This window comes from Bacillus sp. JJ1474, assembly GCF_036965225.1.
Taxonomy (GTDB): domain Bacteria; phylum Bacillota; class Bacilli; order Bacillales; family Cytobacillaceae; genus Cytobacillus.
The window spans coordinates 4,249-26,327 of record NZ_JBALPC010000177.1; the positions used below are offsets into that span (position 1 = coordinate 4,249).

At 37.2% G+C, this 22,079-nt stretch carries 33 protein-coding genes; all 33 read right to left on the bottom strand.

Annotated elements, in window-relative coordinates; translation table 11 throughout:
* Positions 1 to 43: 43 nt before the first annotated feature.
* Entirely contained in the window at positions 44 to 331 is a 288-nt protein-coding gene (locus V7164_RS19235; RefSeq protein ID WP_335343970.1) for a DUF5316 domain-containing protein, read from the bottom strand.
* Positions 332 to 661: 330 nt separating this feature from the next.
* The gene (locus V7164_RS19240; RefSeq protein ID WP_335354940.1) at positions 662 to 811 is read right to left on the bottom strand and encodes a hypothetical protein; all 150 of its coding nucleotides are present in this window, start codon (positions 809 to 811) and stop codon (positions 662 to 664) included.
* 50 nt (positions 812 to 861) lie between these two features.
* Complete coding sequence (locus V7164_RS19245; RefSeq protein WP_335354941.1) at positions 862 to 1,248, bottom strand: hypothetical protein; 387 nt, start codon at positions 1,246 to 1,248, stop codon at positions 862 to 864.
* A gap of 18 nt (positions 1,249 to 1,266) precedes the next feature.
* Complete coding sequence (locus V7164_RS19250; RefSeq protein ID WP_335354942.1) at positions 1,267 to 2,121, bottom strand: phage tail protein; 855 nt, start codon at positions 2,119 to 2,121, stop codon at positions 1,267 to 1,269.
* Complete coding sequence (locus tag V7164_RS19255) at positions 2,121 to 2,669, bottom strand: putative phage tail protein (protein WP_335354943.1); 549 nt, start codon at positions 2,667 to 2,669, stop codon at positions 2,121 to 2,123. Before V7164_RS19255 ends, V7164_RS19250 begins: the two co-directional genes overlap by 1 nt.
* Positions 2,662 to 3,753 (bottom strand): baseplate J/gp47 family protein, encoded by a 1,092-nt coding sequence (locus V7164_RS19260; protein ID WP_335354944.1) that lies wholly within the window; start codon positions 3,751 to 3,753, stop codon positions 2,662 to 2,664. Before V7164_RS19260 ends, V7164_RS19255 begins: the two co-directional genes overlap by 8 nt.
* Complete coding sequence (locus V7164_RS19265) at positions 3,753 to 4,157, bottom strand: DUF2634 domain-containing protein (RefSeq protein WP_335354945.1); 405 nt, start codon at positions 4,155 to 4,157, stop codon at positions 3,753 to 3,755. The genes V7164_RS19260 and V7164_RS19265 overlap by 1 nt, the downstream gene beginning before the upstream one ends.
* Complete coding sequence (locus V7164_RS19270; protein WP_335355000.1) at positions 4,154 to 4,507, bottom strand: DUF2577 domain-containing protein; 354 nt, start codon at positions 4,505 to 4,507, stop codon at positions 4,154 to 4,156. The genes V7164_RS19265 and V7164_RS19270 overlap by 4 nt, the downstream gene beginning before the upstream one ends.
* 1 nt (position 4,508) lies before the next feature.
* Positions 4,509 to 5,468 (bottom strand): XkdQ/YqbQ family protein, encoded by a 960-nt coding sequence (locus V7164_RS19275; protein ID WP_335354946.1) that lies wholly within the window; start codon positions 5,466 to 5,468, stop codon positions 4,509 to 4,511.
* Positions 5,465 to 6,136, bottom strand: coding sequence for a LysM peptidoglycan-binding domain-containing protein (locus V7164_RS19280; RefSeq protein ID WP_335354947.1), 672 nt, complete (start codon positions 6,134 to 6,136; stop codon positions 5,465 to 5,467). The genes V7164_RS19275 and V7164_RS19280 overlap by 4 nt, the downstream gene beginning before the upstream one ends.
* On the bottom strand, positions 6,137 to 8,254 hold the full coding sequence (locus V7164_RS19285) for a tape measure protein (RefSeq protein ID WP_335354948.1): 2,118 nt from the start codon (positions 8,252 to 8,254) through the stop codon (positions 6,137 to 6,139).
* Positions 8,255 to 8,314: 60 nt separating this feature from the next.
* Positions 8,315 to 8,728, bottom strand: a complete 414-nt coding sequence (locus tag V7164_RS19290; protein ID WP_335343959.1) for a hypothetical protein — start codon at positions 8,726 to 8,728, stop codon at positions 8,315 to 8,317.
* Position 8,729: 1 nt separating this feature from the next.
* Positions 8,730 to 9,074 (bottom strand): hypothetical protein, encoded by a 345-nt coding sequence (locus V7164_RS19295; RefSeq protein ID WP_335343958.1) that lies wholly within the window; start codon positions 9,072 to 9,074, stop codon positions 8,730 to 8,732.
* A 299-nt stretch (positions 9,075 to 9,373) separates the two neighbouring features.
* Complete coding sequence (locus V7164_RS19300; protein WP_335354949.1) at positions 9,374 to 9,802, bottom strand: phage tail assembly chaperone; 429 nt, start codon at positions 9,800 to 9,802, stop codon at positions 9,374 to 9,376.
* Between the two features lie 56 nt (positions 9,803 to 9,858).
* Positions 9,859 to 10,332 (bottom strand): phage tail tube protein, encoded by a 474-nt coding sequence (locus V7164_RS19305; RefSeq protein WP_335343956.1) that lies wholly within the window; start codon positions 10,330 to 10,332, stop codon positions 9,859 to 9,861.
* A 13-nt stretch (positions 10,333 to 10,345) separates the two neighbouring features.
* Entirely contained in the window at positions 10,346 to 11,668 is a 1,323-nt protein-coding gene (locus tag V7164_RS19310; protein ID WP_335354950.1) for a phage tail sheath family protein, read from the bottom strand.
* Entirely contained in the window at positions 11,668 to 11,865 is a 198-nt protein-coding gene (locus V7164_RS19315) for a hypothetical protein (RefSeq protein ID WP_335354951.1), read from the bottom strand. Before V7164_RS19315 ends, V7164_RS19310 begins: the two co-directional genes overlap by 1 nt.
* A gap of 4 nt (positions 11,866 to 11,869) precedes the next feature.
* Positions 11,870 to 12,292, bottom strand: coding sequence for a phage tail terminator family protein (locus tag V7164_RS19320; RefSeq protein WP_335354952.1), 423 nt, complete (start codon positions 12,290 to 12,292; stop codon positions 11,870 to 11,872).
* A complete protein-coding gene (locus V7164_RS19325) occupies positions 12,279 to 12,830 on the bottom strand; it encodes an HK97 gp10 family phage protein (RefSeq protein WP_335354953.1) in 552 nt (183 codons plus the stop codon). Before V7164_RS19325 ends, V7164_RS19320 begins: the two co-directional genes overlap by 14 nt.
* Entirely contained in the window at positions 12,830 to 13,189 is a 360-nt protein-coding gene (locus tag V7164_RS19330; protein ID WP_335354954.1) for an ABC transporter ATP-binding protein, read from the bottom strand. Before V7164_RS19330 ends, V7164_RS19325 begins: the two co-directional genes overlap by 1 nt.
* Positions 13,190 to 13,543, bottom strand: coding sequence for a hypothetical protein (locus V7164_RS19335; RefSeq protein ID WP_335343950.1), 354 nt, complete (start codon positions 13,541 to 13,543; stop codon positions 13,190 to 13,192).
* Positions 13,544 to 13,545: 2 nt separating this feature from the next.
* Positions 13,546 to 13,716: a DUF7210 family protein gene (locus tag V7164_RS19340; RefSeq protein WP_335354955.1), complete on the bottom strand. Its 171-nt coding sequence runs from the start codon at positions 13,714 to 13,716 to the stop codon at positions 13,546 to 13,548.
* A 44-nt stretch (positions 13,717 to 13,760) separates the two neighbouring features.
* Positions 13,761 to 14,810 carry a major capsid protein gene (locus tag V7164_RS19345; RefSeq protein ID WP_335343948.1) on the bottom strand — a complete coding sequence of 350 codons (1,050 nt, stop codon included), beginning with the start codon at positions 14,808 to 14,810 and terminating at the stop codon, positions 13,761 to 13,763.
* Between the two features lie 16 nt (positions 14,811 to 14,826).
* Positions 14,827 to 15,186, bottom strand: a complete 360-nt coding sequence (locus tag V7164_RS19350; RefSeq protein ID WP_335354956.1) for a hypothetical protein — start codon at positions 15,184 to 15,186, stop codon at positions 14,827 to 14,829.
* 14 nt (positions 15,187 to 15,200) lie between these two features.
* Positions 15,201 to 15,800 carry a phage scaffolding protein gene (locus V7164_RS19355; protein WP_335354957.1) on the bottom strand — a complete coding sequence of 200 codons (600 nt, stop codon included), beginning with the start codon at positions 15,798 to 15,800 and terminating at the stop codon, positions 15,201 to 15,203.
* A gap of 95 nt (positions 15,801 to 15,895) precedes the next feature.
* Complete coding sequence (locus tag V7164_RS19360; RefSeq protein WP_335354958.1) at positions 15,896 to 16,882, bottom strand: minor capsid protein; 987 nt, start codon at positions 16,880 to 16,882, stop codon at positions 15,896 to 15,898.
* A gap of 25 nt (positions 16,883 to 16,907) precedes the next feature.
* Entirely contained in the window at positions 16,908 to 18,347 is a 1,440-nt protein-coding gene (locus tag V7164_RS19365) for a phage portal protein (protein ID WP_335354959.1), read from the bottom strand.
* A 9-nt stretch (positions 18,348 to 18,356) separates the two neighbouring features.
* A complete protein-coding gene (locus V7164_RS19370) occupies positions 18,357 to 19,631 on the bottom strand; it encodes a PBSX family phage terminase large subunit (protein ID WP_335355001.1) in 1,275 nt (424 codons plus the stop codon).
* Positions 19,631 to 20,386 carry a phage terminase small subunit gene (gene terS, locus V7164_RS19375; protein ID WP_335354960.1) on the bottom strand — a complete coding sequence of 252 codons (756 nt, stop codon included), beginning with the start codon at positions 20,384 to 20,386 and terminating at the stop codon, positions 19,631 to 19,633. Before terS ends, V7164_RS19370 begins: the two co-directional genes overlap by 1 nt.
* Positions 20,387 to 20,599: 213 nt before the next feature.
* Complete coding sequence (locus V7164_RS19380) at positions 20,600 to 20,812, bottom strand: hypothetical protein (protein WP_335354961.1); 213 nt, start codon at positions 20,810 to 20,812, stop codon at positions 20,600 to 20,602.
* A gap of 55 nt (positions 20,813 to 20,867) precedes the next feature.
* Positions 20,868 to 21,077 (bottom strand): hypothetical protein, encoded by a 210-nt coding sequence (locus V7164_RS19385; RefSeq protein WP_335354962.1) that lies wholly within the window; start codon positions 21,075 to 21,077, stop codon positions 20,868 to 20,870.
* A gap of 89 nt (positions 21,078 to 21,166) precedes the next feature.
* The gene (locus tag V7164_RS19390; protein ID WP_335354963.1) at positions 21,167 to 21,724 is read right to left on the bottom strand and encodes a YfbU family protein; all 558 of its coding nucleotides are present in this window, start codon (positions 21,722 to 21,724) and stop codon (positions 21,167 to 21,169) included.
* 63 nt (positions 21,725 to 21,787) lie between these two features.
* Entirely contained in the window at positions 21,788 to 22,078 is a 291-nt protein-coding gene (locus V7164_RS19395) for a hypothetical protein (RefSeq protein ID WP_335354964.1), read from the bottom strand.
* Between the last annotated feature and the right edge of the window lies 1 nt (position 22,079).

Sequence of the window (22,079 nt, forward strand, 5' to 3'; positions counted from 1 at the left end):
GAGTCTGTTGGCTTAAACACTTTTTATTAAACTAAAGCACCCATCAGATAAACATGTAACACAATAATGAAATAACAAGATTCGGTATTCCAATCAAAGCTGATCGTAAAGTGATACTATATCGATTTCGTCTATCTTCAACTGATTCTGTTTCAAAATTTGCTCTCATACGGTCACCGCTTACCATTGAACCTGATAAAACAATTGATATGCTAATAAAAATCATGCCTATAATACCTGATATCAAATATGCCTTTTCATTCCCCCACACAACTATGGATATTAAGACACCTATTAAAGATAGAAAAATCCCTATAAATAAATATCTCATAACATCCCCTCCCTTATTTATATTACGTCAAACAATAATATAGGTTTCACTTTTCCACTATTCTGCTCCTTTTGTGAAAAGCGACTGTCCTTGTTGAACAATCTCGTCCATGAGCGACACATCAGATGTATATTATTTTAAACCAGTGTCTACACTGATAAAAAATTAATAAAGGATGTGTGTAAAATGTTTTGGAAGGTCTTAAAAACAGTTACTTCTATCGCTAATGCTATTCTTGTTGCAGTAAAAGCAGCAAAAGAAATCGCTGAAATATTTGGCAAAGGAAAAACTTCATTTGCCTAACCTAAAACCACTATTTAGTGGTTTTTATTATGCTGTTGGTGGCTGATAATCCCCTGCAAGAAACTCCACGCCACTGTCCTTCAAATGTTCATACACACCAGGTTGCAAACTCGACGGTACATCCTTAAATTCAGTCTTTCCAAGAATAACTCGTTGTGCGAATAGTAATGCCATCATTTCATCATCTCCTAATAGTTTTATAATAAAATTTATGAAAAAACGGACTATCATGGATAAACTATCATCGCTAGTTCAGCGATTAGCTCCTCATGAAAGTCCGCTCGTTCTATTAATGCTTGATTTTGTGCTTTTAACAAAATGTTATCTTGTGCCAATTTTTCTAATGGGCTTGGTTCTATTGGCGGTTCTTCTATTATTTTTTCAGCACCAAAAACAATTTCACCTTTCAACACCTTGAATTCATGTGTATATGTCTTTTGGGTAACCTCGTTATCATCCACCCATGCAACGTCATAATCTTCTATGCTACCTCTATGGTGCTTTACAACGTGATTTAATTCTGTTTCAAACGTGTATGTTTCTTTGTCGTGGATAGAAGAAAGTGTTTCTTGTAGCATAGGTTTTCCATCCGTTTTCCGATAGATTATAAACATTTCAATCCCCCCCTCTCCTTAACCTAGTGCCACCCATTTTTGAGGCATATCCTTCGTATTATTTGAGTCTCCATTATTCCCATCAGAATGGGTAACAAAGCCATTATTAGTGATTCCGCCTTGTGAGTAATTCGCTAATCTAACACTAGTACCACTGTAATTTCCGAGTAAAGCACCACCAAATTGGAAACCCCAAAACATTCTAATTGTTCTTCCGTGTGCATGTGCATCCCTGTTAGATGTAATCACGACCAACTTAGGTGTAAATCCCACGTTTATAAATCTACTATTTGTACCATCTCCGATGAAGTCTCCTTCTGCTGATTTCGTTACCCCCATGCTTGTCATGTTTCCGGTTGTGAGTATTCCATGAAGGTCGTTTATTACAATATCGTCAACGGACTGAAGTCTTAACGGCATATCTTTTGTGCCTAGTCGTATCGAATTATCCATTTGTAAGCCCACTACGTATTTTAACGCGCCACCGGTAGTTTTTCCGAATATACCCTTATTATTGTTAATGTGTATGTCGCCTGTCATAGTTCCGCCTGTTAATGGCAACATTTTCTTTGCTTCATCCATAGCAGCCTTTACCGCTTTAGGCGTTGCAGCTACTCCTTCATCTGTGCTATCAATGTTATTTGTTAATTGCACGTGTCCCGATTTTAAAAGCGTCGCTTTTTCCGCCAAATGCGTAGCAAGGTCCTGCCGGATTTGTGCCAATTCTTGCTCAGTTGCACCGGAATTTATTGCATCTTGCAGGGCTTTTAAAATCCCATCTATGGTATCCATGTTTGTATTTTGATCATTTACATTGTAAAACTCATCTTGGCCAGGTTTTAATAAGTTAAAATTCGTTGTTTTATTAGGCATTAGTTCAACACCTCTTCCCTTAAATGCCTATGTGTAAATGCTGCTAATTGAGCATGGGTATACTTGGCTATTTTGGAATTCTGGTTATATCGAAGTTCAACTGTCAGGACCATATTTTGGGGTGTAATTCGCTCCAACATGACAACAACTGCATCAAATTGTCCTTTAACGGACAATTCTATCTTTACACTTAATGTTTTTGCTGCAACATCTCTTTTTAGCTCATATTGTCCTGCACCTAGCAAACTATCTAGTAATTGTTTTAATACTTGATTGGTGTAAGGTGCTTGCTCCTGGTAACGAGTTAAAATACGAAATCTACGTGTTTCAAGAGTATCTGTTGCTGGTACATTAAGTTTAAGCATCTTCTCATATCGTCCTATACCATCTTCATTAGCTGAGATAACAAACTTATTGTTAAGAGTATTTTCAATTTCCTGCCAAAGCGCTTCTAGAACTGGATTTTCAGCATTTGAAATTATAATTAACTCTTTGATTTCATGTAAAATCGGTGGTAAATAGCTTAATACATTTACTTCTCTAGCCAATTACAACACCACGTTTCGGGATTGACTCTTTATCGAGCGCAATATTCGCTTGGGAGCCATTTAACATCGTATTTGCAATATCCAGTACACCAGGTGCACCTAAGATCCTAGTTTCAATATGCGAAATGCGAACAATTAAGCCTGCATGATCTTCTTCATATGTTTGAGCTTGTGACCACTGTTCAGCCAACTCTTTAAAATAGCCATCAATTATTGGAAGTACGTTTGGTTCAACATCTTCCCATATCCAGCCATCTTGAAGAGTAATATCTGTGGTAATATTAATCACTGTTTCATTTACACCAAAAACCGTGACGATGTGATCTATTGGTACAATTCCTAACCCTTCACCTTGAGCACTTAATGGATCGACTGCTTCTTGCACCTCATTTACAAGAGTTGCAGACGGCTTTTCATGCTGAGAGTTAATTATCACAAGCTTTACAGTACCTCCACCATTCCATGTCCGGTATACTCTAACACCGCCAACACCAGGTAATTTAGTAACCTTATCTTTATAATCCTTCCGGTTACCTCCAAAGGCAGTAGAATCAAAACTATTAAAATATCGCTCTCGAAACGCTTCCGTTTCTTCTTCATCTTCTCCTGGAATAAGCACCTCTGTTAATTCGGCACTTGTTAGGCCATGAATATATTCAATTGGAATTAATGGGCCCAAGAATAGGTTACCGATATTGCCTGCTGTTTCACACTCCACGATATATTCACCAAACGTTATTTTCTCGATTACTACATAATTTAACTCATCTAAGCTAAAACGTGAGTTTAGTGGCACATCCATATTAAATACTCCCTTTAGGCTCGCTTTTGTTGCTTCAAATGGCTTTAATCCACGTTCAGCTGCAAGCCGAATTAGATACTCACGAGGCGCAGTATCTGCAAAAACCAAATCAATTTGATTTTTCAAGGTAACGAGCATTTGTATGATTTCAATGCTGTTCGCAGCAGTAGCATTATAAATGAATGATGTACCTTCCCTTGTATCAAGAGAAGGATCTATACCTGCAAGTTTTTGTGCCATTAATTCTTCATACGATGTATCCAAATTTAGAGGTTCAGCCATTAATATTCCACCTCTTTCTCACCATCAATTTCTCCGTAAATACTATAAACTGTAAAAGTTACATGAACCTTCTTCTTTTTTACATCAAAAATAAAGTTATCAACTGAGTTAATCCTGTCATCCTGTGTAAGACATTCAGTAATTCGTCTCTTAATTTCAGGTAATACATAGGCTGTTGGCTTGCCAAATAAGTCCTTAAATTCCACACCAAAATTCCATGAATATATGATGTAATCATAACGTTCAATATTAAGCATTAAAAAAATCGCTTGTTTCAAAGCTTCAATTTCATTAACGAAGCCTACACAGCGATTTTTATCCATATACAATTTATAATTTTTGGTTGATGGTAATGCGGCCTCATCAAAGTCTGAAATTAATCCGTCATTCACTTGAGGAATCATTTAACCACCTCTTTATCTAACACAATATATTTTTGACCGCCTTGCATTTTAACCAACATTACTGTGTCCCCACCTTTTAGAGCATTATGGACTATAAACTTTTTTCGACCTTTATATTCATGAGTATGAGCATCAGCAACTTCTGTTACATGATTTACTGTCATCTCAATCTCGTAATCTCGCACATTTCTTGTCAAAATCAGTTGAGCAGTTGTTAATTCTTTCTTTTGCTCAACCAGTATTTTTAATGGAGATGTGCTTGTTACATGGCCGAATTGAATGGCGGTCGGATCTGCAGCAGCAATTGCTTCTCTAGCTGCCTTTTTAATTGATATTACAATGTCATTCATATCACGCAACGAAATCACCGCCAATTAACTTAAGGTCCATGAAATGCTCGTTTTCCTTAAAGGAGTGCTTAACGGAATCTACAAGCATATAGTTCATTACTTTAATATCATCCAGATCAAGCTTTACGACTACCATATTGCCTCCGCGAATATAAATATTACCGAAAGCTTTTTTAATACTTAAATTCCTTGTTTTTTGGTTATACAAGGACAAAAGTGCATCTGCCTTAACTTTACCGTTCGTTGATTCCTTAATCGTTTCAAAATACTGCAAAAGGCCAAAACGGTTGATGTTATTACTGTCTAGAGCAATATAGATTTCGCGCTTACCAGTCTTTTCGTTCTCATAAGAGAGTTTTATTTTGTTGTAAGTATTCGAATCTATTGAAGAAGTGTAATCGAAATTCTCTCCTGTTTCCTCATCAATCAGCACATCTAGTTTCATCTTTTCGATATCTCTGAGAGTTAATTTCCCAAAGTTATCGTATAGGATATACATTTTTTTCGTATTATCCATTGTTAAATCCAATGCATTCTGAAACATATCAAAGAGCGTTTTGTTATCTTCTACCCTACTAGCAATCTTAAAACCTGTGTCTTCAATCGTCCCTGTATTTAAACGAAAATCACGTGCCACCATTTTTATAAATTCAGCTGCTGTTTTATTCGTATAAACATAGGTGTCCTTGTTTTTAAAATACCTCAATTGATCATAAGCAGTTACATTTATTAAACCTTCTTTAGATCGCTTTTTGGTGAATACAAATCCATAAAAGATGTTCTTTCCGTCCTTTTTTAAACTGACAGGATTCCCCTCTTCAAAACTAAGTGCCTCATCCTTCAATACACTGAAAGTCAGCTTTCCTGGCGCGCCCTTTCGAACCGTTTCCCAAACTATACCTTCTTCTACTGCTGGCATCATAAGTTTAGAACCATTTTGAATGATTAGTTCAATGCTCAAAATTTAATCACCTGCCCAGGAAAGATAAGGTCTGGATTCTTTATACCGTTCTTAGCTGCTAATTCATCAGTCATAGCTTTAGTTGCTTTACCGTAATATTTCTTACATAAAGCCCATAAAGTATCACCTTTAACAACTTTGTGAGACTTAGGGGGAGGTGGAGCATTTGTTGTTGATCTCGGATTAGTTTTTTTAGCAACTGGTTTAGTATTTGAAGCTTTAGGCTTTTTGATTTCAATAACCTTCGTGCCATATTCACGATACTGTTTCAACTGAATGGCAACAACTACATCAAAACCATAATCTGCATTTTCTTTGATGGTGTATTCCTCTAAGGAAACCTTTAAATTAGTATCAAATAATAAATCGCCACTCGGCTTTAAGCGAGAGACGATAAATTGGAAGGGGTTATTATCAACCTTTAATTTTTCAAGCTTATCTAAATAAAAGCTTGCTGGTTGAAATCCATCGGGATAAACAGCAAAAGGGTACTTAGAATTCGGAAGCAATAAATTAAAAGAAAGTTCAGTCAACCCTGCTTTTTTTAGCATATTAACCTCTCCCTCATTGATCAATGTAATGGTTGTGTTTTTATTTCTAATCTTTGTTTCTAAGCTAGAAGGAGCAACTGGAAGCTGCACATCGTCTACAAAGAAGTTATATGCCATCTAATCTGCCCCTTCCGCAATTACATCTAAGGTTTCCTCAAGCTTTTCTCCGAACTGATCAATGATCCCATCCAAATCTAGATCAGAGTTAACAGTATTATGATTAGTCATATCCACTTTAACCTCGGCAGTCGTAAATCTATTAATTACATCTCTCTCAGCTAGATCACGAAGATATTTTAAATCTTCTTCTGCCATTTCCATCGAATCTGCCATCTTTTTAGTGTTTCCAGCTGTTTCTTTTCCTGTTTCGTTAACCGCGCTTTTTATGCCTTCTAATCCAGATAGAGCATCTTTCATGGTAGATGTAGGGTTATTTTTATCCCCAGAAAATAAATTGGAACCCCAATTGTACCCAGCATCCCAAGCTCCGCTATACTCAATCCTTGATTTGATAGCTGGTGCATTTCTACTAAGGGTTATTGCACTATCATTTTTGCCCCAAGCAAGTACGCTGTCTTGTAAGGAAGAAAGACCTGCAGTCCAATTTGTTCCAAAAATAGAATCTATTATATTAGTAACTACTTTTCCAAGAGATAAAAACCATGAAATTATTTGTCCTAGTAAATTTGCAACAGCATCACCAAAACTGTTGAACCCACCATTGAAAACATTCAAAACCCATTCAATTATCCCTATCCAAGGCTCTGCAAAATTTGTCCATAAGATTTGAATAATTGCATTGATTACACCAACTACTGTATTCCAAATGAAAGCACCTAAAACTGCAAAGGCACCTGCGATAATACCTGTGGCACTGTATGAAGTTCCAGCGAAGTGATTTACCGCAGCTACAGCACCATAAACAATTAGGATTAATACAACAATCGCACCTATTAACCAGGCAATAGGATTAGCAGCAATAGCGACACTAAGTGCAGCCATAGCCGCAGTCAACCCGTAAGTAGCTGCCGTTGAAACGATTGTTGCAGCTACATAAGCCCATTTTCTAATAGTTGCTGTTGCAGTTAGAGCTGCAGCAATAATTTGTTGACGGTTTATCCATAGAAGCGCTATTCCATATGCTACTAACGCAATTGTTGCTGCAACTATGGCTGGTTCTGCATATGACCAAGTATCATAAACAAATCCACCGATGGACATTAGAACTGAAAGAGTGGATAATGCAATGTTTGAAAGTATATGCAATGAATTAACTGTGCTGTTTATTACACTTTGAAACTTTTCATTGTTTGCTATTTCATTTAATTTTTGAAGAACTGGCTGAAAGGCCCATAACGCTTCGTTTTTAAAACTGGTCCATATTTGCTCAAAGGTCAAAGGCATTGATGCAAAGTCCTTGTTTATTTGATCTGCTGCCGCGAACATGGCTTGCTTTATTACATCTGCCGACAGTTTTCCATCTGCTGATAATTCTCGAATTTTCCCTATTGGAATTTCTAAGTAATCTGCAATATTTTGAATAATATTAGGAGCATGTTGAAAAATACTATTTAATTCCTGTCCTCGTAATACTCCACTGCCTAGTGCTTGTGTTAATTGTATTGTTGCATTCTTTACACCATCGGCATTTGTTCCAGCAATGCTATACTGTTTATTTAACAATTCAGCAAAAGCAATGGCTTCTCTATTGGAACCGAAAGCATCTTTAGCATTCATGCTCAGTTTCCCAACTAAATCTGCTGTATCCGCATAAGATCCGTATGAACGCTGAGCACTATCAAATATCATTTGTTGTAATTCAGCTGTAGTTTGTAATCCGTCATTTACCATTTTTAAGCGCGCAGTAATGTTGGTCATTTGATCCGACAGTTCGATTATCGATTTCCCAGCCTGAAGGGAAAGGTACGTACCAACAATTGCAACCAACTTTGATAAAAATCCACTAGCAGCAGATGAGCCTTGATTAATACTATTATTCAGCTGTTGTTGCTGGTTATTAGCTTGATGAATTTGTTGTTCGATTTGATTAAAAGAGTTTTCTGCTAGAGCTAATTGCTGTCTAGCTGCTTGTATACTTGTCGTATCAACAGCGTTACTTGATTGCATTTGTAATTGCTCAAAACTATTGATGACAATGTTCATGGCGTTATTCATTGATTGAAAAGCACGAGACATGTTGTCTTGTACTTGTACTACTGTTCTGATAGTAGCCACAAAATCACCGCCCTTTTAAACAAAAAAAGAATACATCATGTAGATGTACTCTCTTCGTGTCTATATATTTTTAACCTTTTTAATATATTTGATCCATAAATCGATGTTCTCAATATATTCTTCTAGGCTAACATTTTCTATTTGTTTAAAATCATACAAACTTAATAGAATTTGCATCCACGTATTATTTCCATGCATTTTAATTCTTCCTATAGGGAAACCGTTATAGGAAAAATCAATCGCCTTATCACTCATTCTTCTTAATTTTAATGCTCCATGTTCATTGCTTTGATTCAATTTAATAAGAAGATTTTTTATGAAAATTTCTTCATTATCAGAAATAGAACAATATTTGCTGTCCTCTATATCCCTTATTAGGTGAATGTAATAAGAAGAAATTTTTCCATTTTCATTAATAGGATTATTTTTCGGGAATTCTTTTTTAAATATTACTGAAAATAGTCTTTTTATCATGTTAAAACATTTTCTTAATAAAGGCTTTATAAATTTTTTCATCTATTTCAATCAGACTTTTCTTCTCATTTTTAAATTCAATAGCTAATAGATGAGTCCCCTTATTTTTTGCAGATAAACCGGCTAATAAACCAACTGGCCCTAACAAGGCGCCCCCTACTAACCCTCTTGCGATACCACTAACAGCGCTTTTACGATGTTCTTCAGTAACTAACTCATAAGATTCCACAGTCGTCTTGTCTAGTGGTATTGATTTGGATAAATTCAATGCAATACTTGGACTACCTAGAAAGATGGTCACTTTATTTCCTTCATAATCTCCAGCAATAACTTTATTTTTAGCCATAGACAATCCCTCCCTAACCATAAATATACAGAAAGGGAAGGAGGATATCTATACTAAATGCTAGATTCGAACATCAAAAAAGCTGAGCTTCAACTATCTTTTCCTTCTTTTTCCTTTACCTTTGTTTCTTATTCGCTCAGCTTCTTTTTGCTGCTTTTTCTCTGAGTCAATTTTTATTTGAACTGAAGCTATAACAAAGGCTTTTTCCTCTTTTGGCAAATTGAGAAATTCAGACGGCCACTTTCGAAGCTTATGCAAACAATAATGAACGACATTTGCTTCTGAGTCACCGTCTTCAATTAGTTTTTTGCCTCTTCCACCAACTCTTCCATAGTAACATCAAAGTTGTTTACCACTTGGATAAACTTAGTTAATTCTGCATATTCACCTGGAAGGAGCATCTTTTTAAGCAAATTTTCAGCCCCCATAACACCGTAGCTATTTTGAAGTTCGGAGTTATTAAGGTCAGGGAACCTGACACAAGCAGTAGTCAACTTCAAAACATAAAGATCATAATCTGTTTCAGGCTGATAGATATTCTTCTTACCAGGAATAGGTACTCGTTTTGTAGCACTTTTACGATACGCTGCATCTTCATCTGCAGTGACCGGTGCTATCTTCCATTTGATTGGGTTCCCGTCTTCCCCTTTGAATCTATTAGAAACAAAAACTTCTTTCATCGTTGCTTTCTCTACATTTTGCGCGAAAAATGCTTGTAAACTACTCATTTATATCACCATTCCTTTAATTTTAATTAAAATAGCTCACAGAAATGAGCTCTAAATTAGGATTGCATTGCCTGTAAAATAGAGAATTTCTCTGGGAATTCAAAGCGTTCAAAAGTAAAGTCGAATGAATCCTCGAGATATTCTGCATCCGCATCAATCAGGGCTACAATACCCCCATCCATATTGCAGTCTTTCAAAATGGTAGTTTGTCGACCTACATCTGAGGAAGCATCCTCATTCGTTACTTGAATATCGAAGTAAATGTCCTCACCAGTTTCTTGATATCGATAAAGTAATTCTCTGAAAATAGTAGTGTTGTAATGAAATGTTGCTGATCCAGTTCCTTCTCCTCCTGCTGATTTGTTTCCTTTCGAAACTTGACCCATAATAGGTACTTTCGTTTTGGATTTCTCATATCGAGCTTCTAAGTTGATAACATTCGCAAATTTATAGCGATTGCCTGCAATGGTTACAAAAGCTTCGCCTTGTGCACCATGAACTGAATCTTTAGCATGCATTGTTTCATTCATTGAGATACCTCCCTTACGCTACTGTAGTTGTAATATAGAGTTGTGACATAGCCACTGTAGGCTCAATCACTTCATCTACAACAACAGATTTTTTTGAGTTTCCTTGTTCAACTACAACTTGCTCTGGATCAAAATTTTGAATAGCTCTAATACCTTGCAATTCTCTACGATGTGTCACAATGTCACCCCATAAAGAAACACGCCCACTTTGGTCATTTGGAACTTTACCTAGGTAGCGCGTGTTAAATAGTGTTGCTGTATCAATTGCGATTTGATCTAATACACGAATGACTTGATTCATGCTAAAATCCTCGTTTTTAACCGGTGTAAATGAAGTGAATGTATTCACATCTTCAAGAACACGAATTTCATCTCCAACACGATGGAAAACATATTTCCCTGCCTTAAGTAAAGCAGTAAGCTGTGGTTGGGTCATGGTTTCACTCATAACAAGTGTGTGTTCACCATCATATTTTTTGTTTGTATTTGATTTATTTACAGCTACACCAGCCTGAGCTCCAACTGTCCAATAAACGGCACCAAAGATTTCCTCATCAGTACCATTAGCATCGTTCTGTACATCGATAATTCCCTCGTGATCAGCAGCTCCTAGCTTATGTCCAACGATTTGTAATTTTGCACCCACTTGATCACGTAACCGTTTTGTATACTCAACGTACAGCGATTTAATTGTAGGCTCTGATGATAGGCAGCCAATCGTATTAAATCCATACGCTTCTAATGAATCCAATGCTTCTTGGTGTGCACCGCCAGTAACAGCGCTGCCGTTTGAACCACCAGTTAATGCTGTTCCAGCAGTTTCAGCAAGTGTTGCATCTGATTTAAACATTACATAATCATTTTCGGTGAGTCCTTTAGCATCAGTAACAGCTGTTTGCTCGTCCACTAATACGTTGTCCAAAAGTGTTTGTACATCAAATTTTGTTGGTTCGTCTACGTTCGCATGAATGACAATTTTAATATCGTTTCCACGAACACCTTTGTATTTTGCAATTGCAAAAGTATTAGTAGCTGCCACTGCACCAACTACAAGTCTATAAAAATACACAGTGATAGCATTTTTAAATACATCACGAATTCCTTTTAATTTGGGATCAGTATAATCGTAACCAAAGATTTTACGAGAACTCTTCTGTAAATCCTCTTGAGTGACTGTGAAAACATCACCGTCTACACCCCAATCAAGGACAATCGGTAAGCCGACGTAACCACGATTACTAAGATTCACAAACGCACGAGCCTTACTAATGAAATTATGATAAGTACCTGGAAGTACTTTGTTTTGAGTTAAGAACGTTCCGCCACCTAATGCCATTACTTCTTGCCTCCTTTATCAAATTTATCCAAAATCTTTTCTACTTCAGAAAATGAATATTTCTTGTCATCTTTTAGCAATGCGTTTAATGCATCGCGTCTAACTGCATATCTTTTACTTTTGACGATTTGTGATTTAGAAAATTTAATTTCTGAGTCTTCGTCACCTGCAACTGCTTTTTCCTTATTGGTAGCCATATCCTCACCCTTTCTTTTTAGAGCGTTGTTCTAATGAGCCCATGAATGTTTTTTCTTCTTGTTCTTGGAGAAAGAAGTTGAAATGAATAAAGTTGTGAGCTACGCCATCAACAATCTCACTATTTGCGCCTGTACCAAGCATTACCGAGCCGTTTAACAGCGTTATTTCCTTTAAAGATTGTTGTACCTTCAAAGTCATATTTGCGCTCTCTGACGCACCGCTAGAGGAAAAATATTGAACGTTGAATAGAGTCGTCACCCTCCATCTATTGCCAATCTGCCTAATATGCTCTAGGGATAAAAATTGAATAAAAAAAGCAGGAGTCTTAAACCCCTGCGGAACATCATCAACATATTTTTCATAGCTATCTCCAAAGGCCTCGTGAAGTTTAATGGAAATAGCAGTGATGATATCATTGATCTCCATCAAAAGCCTCTCCTAACAACTTTTTAAGTTTCTTTTCGATTATTTTTGGCGCTTGGCGCTCCACTTCATCAGCAGAAATCGTCATCATAAAGCGACCTTTTACCCAGCCTTTTTTATTTCTTGTCCTATGTCCAAATTCAACATATGAAGCATATTCCACTGGATTAATGACTTCTAATATATACAAATTCCCTTGCTTGGTCACTTTCAATGAGTCCGCAAAAGCTTTTGCGTTCTTGCCTTTGCTACTAGCTTCAGCTTCTTGATGTGTTTTCGTTGTCCATCCACGTCTAAGTGTTCCACCTATTTTTTCAGTACTAGCGGTAAAGGACACTTGTTTCCCATCTTTTGTAACAAAGTTGACCTCTTTGCTGTAAAGTCCAACAGGTGTCCTTCGAATAACCTTCGCTAATAATCTTGCTGCTAGTTCTTTTGAACACTCTTCACAAAACTTTTCATATTCAACACGTTCCAACTGTTGCATTCTTTTCTGTAGCCGTTTTAATTGCTCGAAATTCACACTGCCCCAACTAGCCATCAAGCATACCCTTTAAACAATTCGAGCATGATTTCTTGATGATTGGTATAAACTGCAGGCTCTCCGCTTCGAGAGTATTCAGTTGTCCTACTATTTTGAGTGACGATAATCTTTGATCCGGGCTTGATTTCAATTTCGGGAGCAACAAATAGTTTTGTAGACTGTGCAATGACTGCAGGAGCACTTGTATTAGTAGCTGCTGTTTGCTTTTCAAATGATAGCTTGCAAGGTTGATTTTCAAGGACAACTACCTCTTTTTTACTTGTTATATGAGTAATCGGGTCTTTTACCGACTGATACTCTTTAACGGTACAAATACCATGGTACTGGCTTTCAATGGCTTTTCTAACCGCATTCACTTATTTCCACCTCAATTTTCTAAAACGATTTAATTGAGATTGATAATTGTATATAACTTTTTGAGTGGACATTTCACTGGCAGATGTCCTCACGTTACCAAGTTCCACTCGAGTATCTCCCTCTTGAATTGAAGTAGCAACTTTTGAGTTCTCAGGATCTATTCTACGATTTTCCTCGCTGATCAAATCAACAACCATATTGGCATGAACAAAAGAGAGTTCAGGCGGAATATCATTGCGGTTACAGTGTATTAGGACGGCTTGCCTTACCTCTTTAACGTACATAGCCAACAACGTATCATCCGGAAGTTTTTCTGCTGGTACCTTTGCTTTAACGATTTCTAATACATCCATAGTTAATCATCATCTCCAGCAGCAATAACCTCCGCCTTTAAAAAGACTTCATAATCTTCTGCGGAAACTTCAGCCTTCTCACCTTTTTTATAACGCAAGTCATTATGTTTAACATTTTTTATTAAAGTAATTTTATATAGCTCTTGTTTTTTAGTTGTTTTCTTTTCGGACACTTAGAACACCCCTTTCAAAGAAACAAGGAGAGGTTTCCCTCTCCTTAGTTACCTGCTACTTTTGCAATAAAGATATTATCGATAGTTTCAAAGCTTGGTAGGACAATCTCGGACACTACGGTCATTACGTTAACAGGGTGTTCTTCTTTAATTGATGTAATTGCTACACCAGTGTTAACAATATTTACCTCAGCTTTTGTTGCTCCCGTCATTAAATCAGATTCCTCTGGAGTTGTACCGTAATATGTTTGTCCCAACTTACCATCAGGGATGAGAGTAAAATGATCATCCGGATAGAAATTGTTAAGAGATCCATTTTCTGCACGATACTTTTTGTTGTAAACGGCAACTTTGAGACCTAGTTTAGTAGTTAAGTACTGTTTAAGCATAGACTCTGTCATAATGACATTCTGGCCACCAAGTGGGTTCATATCTAAACGTATGCTCTTATGGTCTAATAGATAGCCAAGTGTTTTTCTTGTCATAATAGCATTTGTTGGGCGAACACCAGTGTTATCTTCCACGGTATCCATCCAAGTTAAAATATCTTGAATTGGTGTAGAATCCGGTGAGCTCCATTCTGCCCCAGCAGTCAAGGTTTCTTTATGGTCATCCTTCATTTTGTAATCATAATCAAGGTTTACTCGATTGGCTGTAACTGCTATTTTACCCGTTGACAGAAGTTGCATGATCATTCGTTCAGGCTGAACTGCAGCACCGTTGACCAAGGTTGTCACATCATCATAGATATTATTTACAATGGTTTTGTAGGCTTCTTCAAGATTAGATGCGAGAAGTCTATTTAACTCTTGACGGTCCTTTTCCCCAATTCTCATTGACTCCCTGAAAAATGGCATTTCCGTTTGAATCTTGCTAAATCCAATTCGATCACGAACAGTCGCTTTTGTATCGAATTCAGACGGCATAAGAGCAACCGGTAACCCATTTGAGCCTTTAATCCAAGATAGATCTAATCCTAACTGCTTCTTCGCCGGAAAAAGCGTAGATCCTAGGTAAGGGATCTTGTTGGATGGATTATTTTCAAAATAAGTAGCAATTTCTTTGGCGTTTACTAAATCAAAAATTGTTGGCATTTATATCATTCCTCTCTTATTTCAAAAATGTGATTTGCTTTAGTGCGGTAATCGCTTCCGCTGCAGGTGCTTCTGGCAATTTATCTAGAGCAACAAAGCCATGAATCATAGCTGCACCCGGAGCTGGCCCATAAGTGACATCTACATCATTAAAAAGGACACCTTCTGCTCCGGCATCATTCTTTTTAACGGCCAGTACAGATTCACTTGCTAAAAATCCCCCACCTACAATAGTGCCTGCTGGGACGATCTTTTTGCCCTCTGCATTCGCCGTTACACCAGCATCACTCACCGTAACAGTAAGGTTGACGTAATGATCAGGAAACTTTACAATTCCTCTTTTATTAGTGAATGTTGTTTCAACAAATTTACTCATTGATTTTTTCCTCCTTATTCAAAGTAAGATTTACGAGCTTCTTCTAAGCCTGTATTGCTTTTTGCTGCTTCTTCAGCAAGTTTTTTTCCAAAGCTATTAGCATTTCCATTATTCCCAGCATTGGGATCTCCCCCTGGTGGAGTAGCTCCTTTTATTCCTGGTATGTTAGTTTCTGTAACAAATAAAAAGGACTTCGATGTTTGCAGTTCTTTAATCTGCTCATCAAGCCCTTTAGTGACGTTTCCGTCCGTACCTAATTCAATTTTGGTTTTGTCTATAAGACCAGATACCAAATCCGCATCATGGACCTTACCAGCAAGGGCTAGTTTAAGAGCTCCAGTCAGTTGAGTTTCTTTTAATTTACCCTCATACTCAGTTTTTGTTGTTTCATTAGCTTGTTGCAGTTCGGTAATTTTCGTTTGAAGACCTGCAGCATCCACTTTCTTCAGTTCCTCAAGTTGTGTATCACGTGTTGTAATTTCTTTCTTTGCTTCATTTAATTCTGTTATTTTATCGTCCAAACGTGATTTCGGTACCATTTGACCGAAACCACTGACCACCTTATCCGCTTGCTCTTCTGTTAAACCTAATGCAATTAATTGTTCCTTATTCATGCTTATCTGCCTCCTAATTCGTGTTTTGCAGGCAACGCCCTGTTAGGTAATAAAAGCTTATTCTTTAACGTCTACAAGCTCGAAAAAGACGAATGTTATGCAACAAACCTCTTTTCCCATTCAGGGAATTTAATCTTGCTATCAATGTAATAAACCTTGCCATCCCTGCCTCGCGCAATCCGTTGGCTATAATCATCTTCAAAATAGGGAACTGTAGTAGTTCGGCAGTAAGGATGAAATGGATTAGCCGTCACACCAGGCTCAAACTCACTCATTTTAAACACTTTCCCATCCATTAACTGGCATATATCGCTTGTCTTACTATCTAGCGTTGCAACAATCTCATAACGTTCCACATCTAACTCACCAAATGTTTCCTTTTGAGCTGAAGCACTAAAAAACGCTGATTCTGTCATGACAAGACGTGCAGCGTTAGATCGGGATGTATTTAGTTTCTTTGATATTGTGGTAATTACTTTATCTGGAGCTTGTCCTCTGGCAATCGACTGAGTTAGTTCTGTATGCAGTGTATTGACCAATAGCTGCTTATCGCGCCAAATTTTATCACTGAATGTCTGTCCATCTACCGTCCATGGTTTGCTAATGATTTTAGTTAATTTCGTTTCATCGATAGCGTGCATTGTAAAACCAATACCGAAAGTACTTTGAATTTCGAATGCTGTATGAAGAAAAGTGCTTTGATATGTTTCTTTCATCAAGCGTTCAACGGCTTCTATTTGACCTCCATACAGATTTTCGACATGTTGTTGTAGTTGTATCTGCAAGCTTTCTAAACGGCTAATATGAACCCGAGCAGAAGCGTTTTCAAGCTGCTTCATCCAGACTTGATTGATTGCATTCTTTTCACCATATTTAATGTATTCTTCAACTGTCCATCTAAATTCTTTTAACTCATCTGATTTTAAAAGACGTTTTGCTACAGTCAGTGATATTTCATTATTTGCAGCAAAGCGACCATACCATTTGGCTATATCCTTTTCGATCTCAGACATCGTTTGAATATAAGCTTTTTCCATATCGATGAGATACGTTTCGCTTCTATTTAACTCCTCATTAAGCAACAACTCAAAACGCGTGCGCCAGTAATCACGACTCTTGGCCATCTAGACCACCATGCTTTTTCTTGAAAGTAGACATGTAATTATCGTAATTATCCATTTCTTTTTGCATTTGCTCCTCAAGGCGCTGCTCCACTTCCTCGTTATACCAAGGATGATTTTCGCGGATTGTTTTATCATCAAGAATCCCAACTGAATTTTGACAATCTTGGATAGCCTCTGATTCAACAATGATAATATCTTTATTAAAAATGATATTAATAGACTCATCAATGAAATTACCTTGCCCAGTCATTAGTAGATACCTATCAACGAACCACAACATGTGCTCAATACTCGACTGGAATTCAGATTCAAGAATATTACAGTCTAGGTCTAAATCTGTATAACGATAACGTAATGCTACTCCAGAAGCATTTCCAAGCTCATCGTCTTGAGTATCAACACCGCGCCCAAACTCATAAATAGCTTTACGGTTACGTTCAATTTCCTTTTCTACAGCTTCAGTTTGAACTTCTGCTTGCAGCTTGTCTACATCGCCGTCTTGATCTAACTTTACTGCCATGTATTCGTTTAAATCAGAAAGGAATTCCGCAAGATCCACACCGCCGTAGTTGATGAGTTTATAAATAAATTTTGGGATATCAGCTAGTAAATCCGCATTTGTAGAAGCTTGTAAATTGTAATTGTCTACGAGCGACTTAATGATATCAATTAACGGCTGTTCTTCTTCGTTATACTTGAAGTGTATTAGAGGAGTCTTTTCCCACAAGTACGGTTCTCCGTCAATGAGAAAGTGATAATTCTGCTCCACTCCTGCAGGTACATCAGAAATTAACCCGCCAGCTTCTAGAATATAGAAACTTATGCCGGCTGGATGATAGTACTCTACCTTCTTTTGTTTTTTCTTCTTTCCATCCTCATAAAAACTAGTCTCATAGACTCGCAGAAACGAGATTACCTCCATATGCTCACTATCGCCCCAAAACGGGATGATTTGTTCAGATGGGAATTTCATGAAAGATAGCGCACCCTGCTCATTAATATATGGATATAGATAAGCAATCCCTTTATTAATTGCTTCTTTTCCGATGTTCTTAATTTTCCTTAGTAGTCCACGGTCAAAAGTGTTTTTAATAATTTCACGATATGATTTATTCTCAGTCCCAAATGTCGGCTCTTTAGATAATAAGTATCCAACCTTTTGGTCTACTAATTTTCTTGTAAAAGCATGAGCTAACTTCTGGTTCGATTTCCAGGTTACCTTTTGCTTTTTATTACGAATATCGACTTTATTTTTGTAATATTGTTCGCCGATGATCATATTTTTTCGAGTTTCGCTATTTTCCCATTCTTTAATCTCTAGTAGCAAAATTTTCTCATCCGTAATGACGCTGTCCACCATTGCTTGTATCACCCCTTTCATCTGTTCATGCCACGGCGCACGAAACAAGTCTTCAATTAGCACTTAGACACCTCATTTCAGTACAGATACAGAGCCACCTTTAAGGTCTGATACCTCATAACCATCTAACCCATACCAAATAGCACTAAAGGTATGAGGGTCTATCTTAAATTCATCAGGAATGATATGGCCGTCACTATCCACTTTATACGTTAGGTACTTCAATTCCCTTATTACATCTTTACAATCAGAGGAGCAAATGATCTTCTTGAATCGTTTAACCTTCTTTGTATATGCCAATCGGGACCCTGCGAATTTCTTGGCACCCTTCATTCGGAATCCCTGCTGCTTAAAGTATTGAATCGTTTTTGGTTCGGCACTATCTGCAAGAACTAGCTCCTTTGATTCCTTAAATTCCTTTAGTTCCTCTGCTGTCTTATCATCCGTCATTTTGTTTTTGTAGTACTGCCAATAGATATAAAGAATCTTTTTGTCATGATCCACAGCAAGACGAATAACCGCGTTAAATGAATCTTCAAAACCAAAGTCCATGCCCACACGCTTAATCGGGTTTCTAATACTTTTAATGGCAGCCATTACTTCTTCATGCGGCCATTCTTCAAACTGTGGAAGTACTTTAACTCCATTCACGCCAAAACGACCTTTCCGGGCTATGCGGTAAAGGTCTGGATCATACTCTTTCATTTCCTCAAGCTGAGCAATATAACTTTCAGGCAAAAATAAATTATCATCGGCTGTTGAATGATGATAATAAGTGTCGTTTGTGACTATTGTTCGTTTCTCATAAAGTTCCTGGTCATCTAGGATAAGTCGCTGGGTTAATTCATCCTTAAAGAAATGCTTAAAAGACCAGTTATCTTCACCTACAGGGTTTGTAGACAACAGCATATGCAGTTTAAGTTTTGGATGCCTAAGACGCCCTAATAGCTCCTTAAATCCTGCATACTTAACCTCTGAACACTCTTCAATCCAAATGATAGAAACATTGTTAATGGATTTAAGCTTTGCAGGCTTGTCCATCCCTTTGAAGATGATTTTGCTACCATTCGGAAAGCGTAGCTCCATTGGAGAAGATAAGCACTTAATTCGTTCATCTAGACCTAAATCGATAACCAACTCTTCCAGTAATGAAAATGTTGAGTCTCTATGAGTATCATAGACTTCACGAACAACCAAGGCTGTACGCTTCTCTTCCAAAAGCTTAAGGATAAGTTTTAAAGCAACATGATAGCTTTTACTGGAACCATAGCCACCAACAAGAAACTGGAACTTAGTAGACCAATCAAACAGGAAATCTTCAAAATGGGGATTCACTTCTTTTTCAATCATGAGCCCTCACCTTTGCTTTTTCGCTTAATCACAATTTCAATTGGTTTATAATCGGATCCAGAAGAAATTTTTTTAACCTCAGCCTTTGTCTTTTCGATATTCAAACGCATGCCTTCGAGTTTAAGCCTTCGTTCATCTTCTGCATGGGCCATTTCATCGAATTGCTTAATCAAACTCCTAAGTTCACTCATAGCCCTAGATTGAGCATTCAAGAAAGTAGCATGCCTATCCCAAGCAAATTGAAATTCATATTCTTCTTCAGCAATTTGCTTTTCAAAGCCGCCACCTTGATCTTTAGGCAACTCAAAGTACTCATATTTAGCCTTCCTGAGTTCCTTGATCATTTCGTCTTTACTCTCAACGAACATGATTTGTTGGGCTCGAATAATGGCAGCATACTGTAACTGTATTTGGTCCCAGATTAGATCAACTGGGGAACCCTCATTCATTTGTTCCATGATTTCTAACGTTTCGGCTGGCAGGAACTTTGAAAAGAAACCATGAGTAACTGCATTCTGATTCCCTTTTGGAGCTCCACCTTCATTGCCTAAAGCATTCTTATTTCCTTTAGGCGCGCCTCTCTTTTTTGTGTGCACACCTTTTGATTTTGTACGCACACCATCTCGAGACCATTGATAACGTGTTTTCCAAGACTTCACTGTGTTTAAAGAAACTCCGTATTTTTCAGCAATGTCTTTGTACTTCATGCCTTTGACATAATCTTTTTCAGCTTCAATTCGTGTCTCGGCCATCTACATCACCTGCCACCCCCGGTTATTTGAGTTGTTCTGGGCAAAAGAAAAAGCACCCATATATACTGAGTGCTCAAACATCTTATTATCTGCCGCCACCGGGGTCTTTTGAACCTCTATAGCAACCGCCACCGCCTGGATCTTTCATTACAATTCCTCCTTCTTTAAAAGGAATCTAAGGAAACTTATTTTTGTTTCTTAAACTGGATATAATCATATTTCTTTTAAAACCATTTCCGCAAATAACTTTTGATTTTCATTCGGCTCAGAGGAAAGTCTTGCACTTTCTATCCATTTAGGTTCATGGCCGTTTATTATAAAAAGGGATTCAATACATCCCCTTAAGTCTGTACCACCTTGAAGCATTTGTTGTACTTGATATAAATCTCTATAATCAACTATAAGTGTTTGATTCGATACTTCCACTCGCTCATCTCCTTTCGTTTATTCATTTCGACAAAAGGAGATATTTTCCTGCATTTTATCCCAACACGATTAATATCATTTTATAAAATGCAAAAAGTAGTGTTCCAACAGCAACAAAATTGGCTAAACCTTGGTGGCATTTAATTTTTACTAGAACAAATTTTACAGTTAATCCAATAAATAATGGGATAAAAAGTATAAGCGCAAGCTGAATTGCCATGTGATTGATTTGACCTTGAAATGGACTAAAATCTAACTTTTCCATAATTCACCTCTGGCTTTATATCGGATATTAATGGAAAATTAGAAGCACCCCTAAAAATGCTTAATTTGTCACAGTGTTCGGTCATTACTCTATCGCTTTAATATTTCTTCAATTTCTTCTTTTGTATAGTAGAGATCATGCCTGTCGTGACGAATCACATCAACCTCTTTGGCTTTTCGCAACATCATCTCTATTGTTTCCATCGAAGGTCCAAATCCGTGAGAATTATATCCCTCGATTTTCCCTTTTTCAATTAATTCCTTATATTCGCTAAATCTATTCAAATCTTCAACTAGGAATTTATAAAACGAATAGTATTTTCCCTCTTGCGGATCATTCAAATCAAACCCTTTAAATAATACTTCTTTTTCTTCGATAGCTTCTTGCGCTTCCTTACTTTCTCTTCTCGAGAAATACAACCTACTATACATATCTAGAGTATCGAGTACAAATCTACATTCTTCTTTTGTAGTTTCACCTAAAATTGTTTCAGTAGCTAAACCGTAACCCCACACATAGCCTGCTCTGAATACTTCACTCAGATTCTCATATTGTTTCTTTTCGTCTTCATCACTAGAAAGTTTAGCTAAGATATTGTATTGATTCGATAATAGCAATCTTTCTTTTAAGCTGAATTGTTTGTCCATTTTTCCATCCCCCTTCTTCCTACTTAATTCGACAAAAGGGGATATTTCCCTGCAACTTTTATCCTACTTTCTCCTAATCGCTCCCCGAACCCGCCTATAGGTAGGGCGGTTAGTGCCCATCAATTCAGCAAGATCACGATCAGATAATTTTTCATTTGATTTATTATTAGTGGATTTATCTTTATTCTTGAGGTTATTCATATGTTGTAGTTCTTTAGAAGAAAGATGATCAGCAATTTTCATATGCATCACCTGTTTTCGGGAATTAAAAAAACGCCACCGAAAGGTGACGCTCATGCACAACATAGCGGAACGGCCGAGAAGGGAATCTGCCGCGCCGATCCTGCCTCCCATT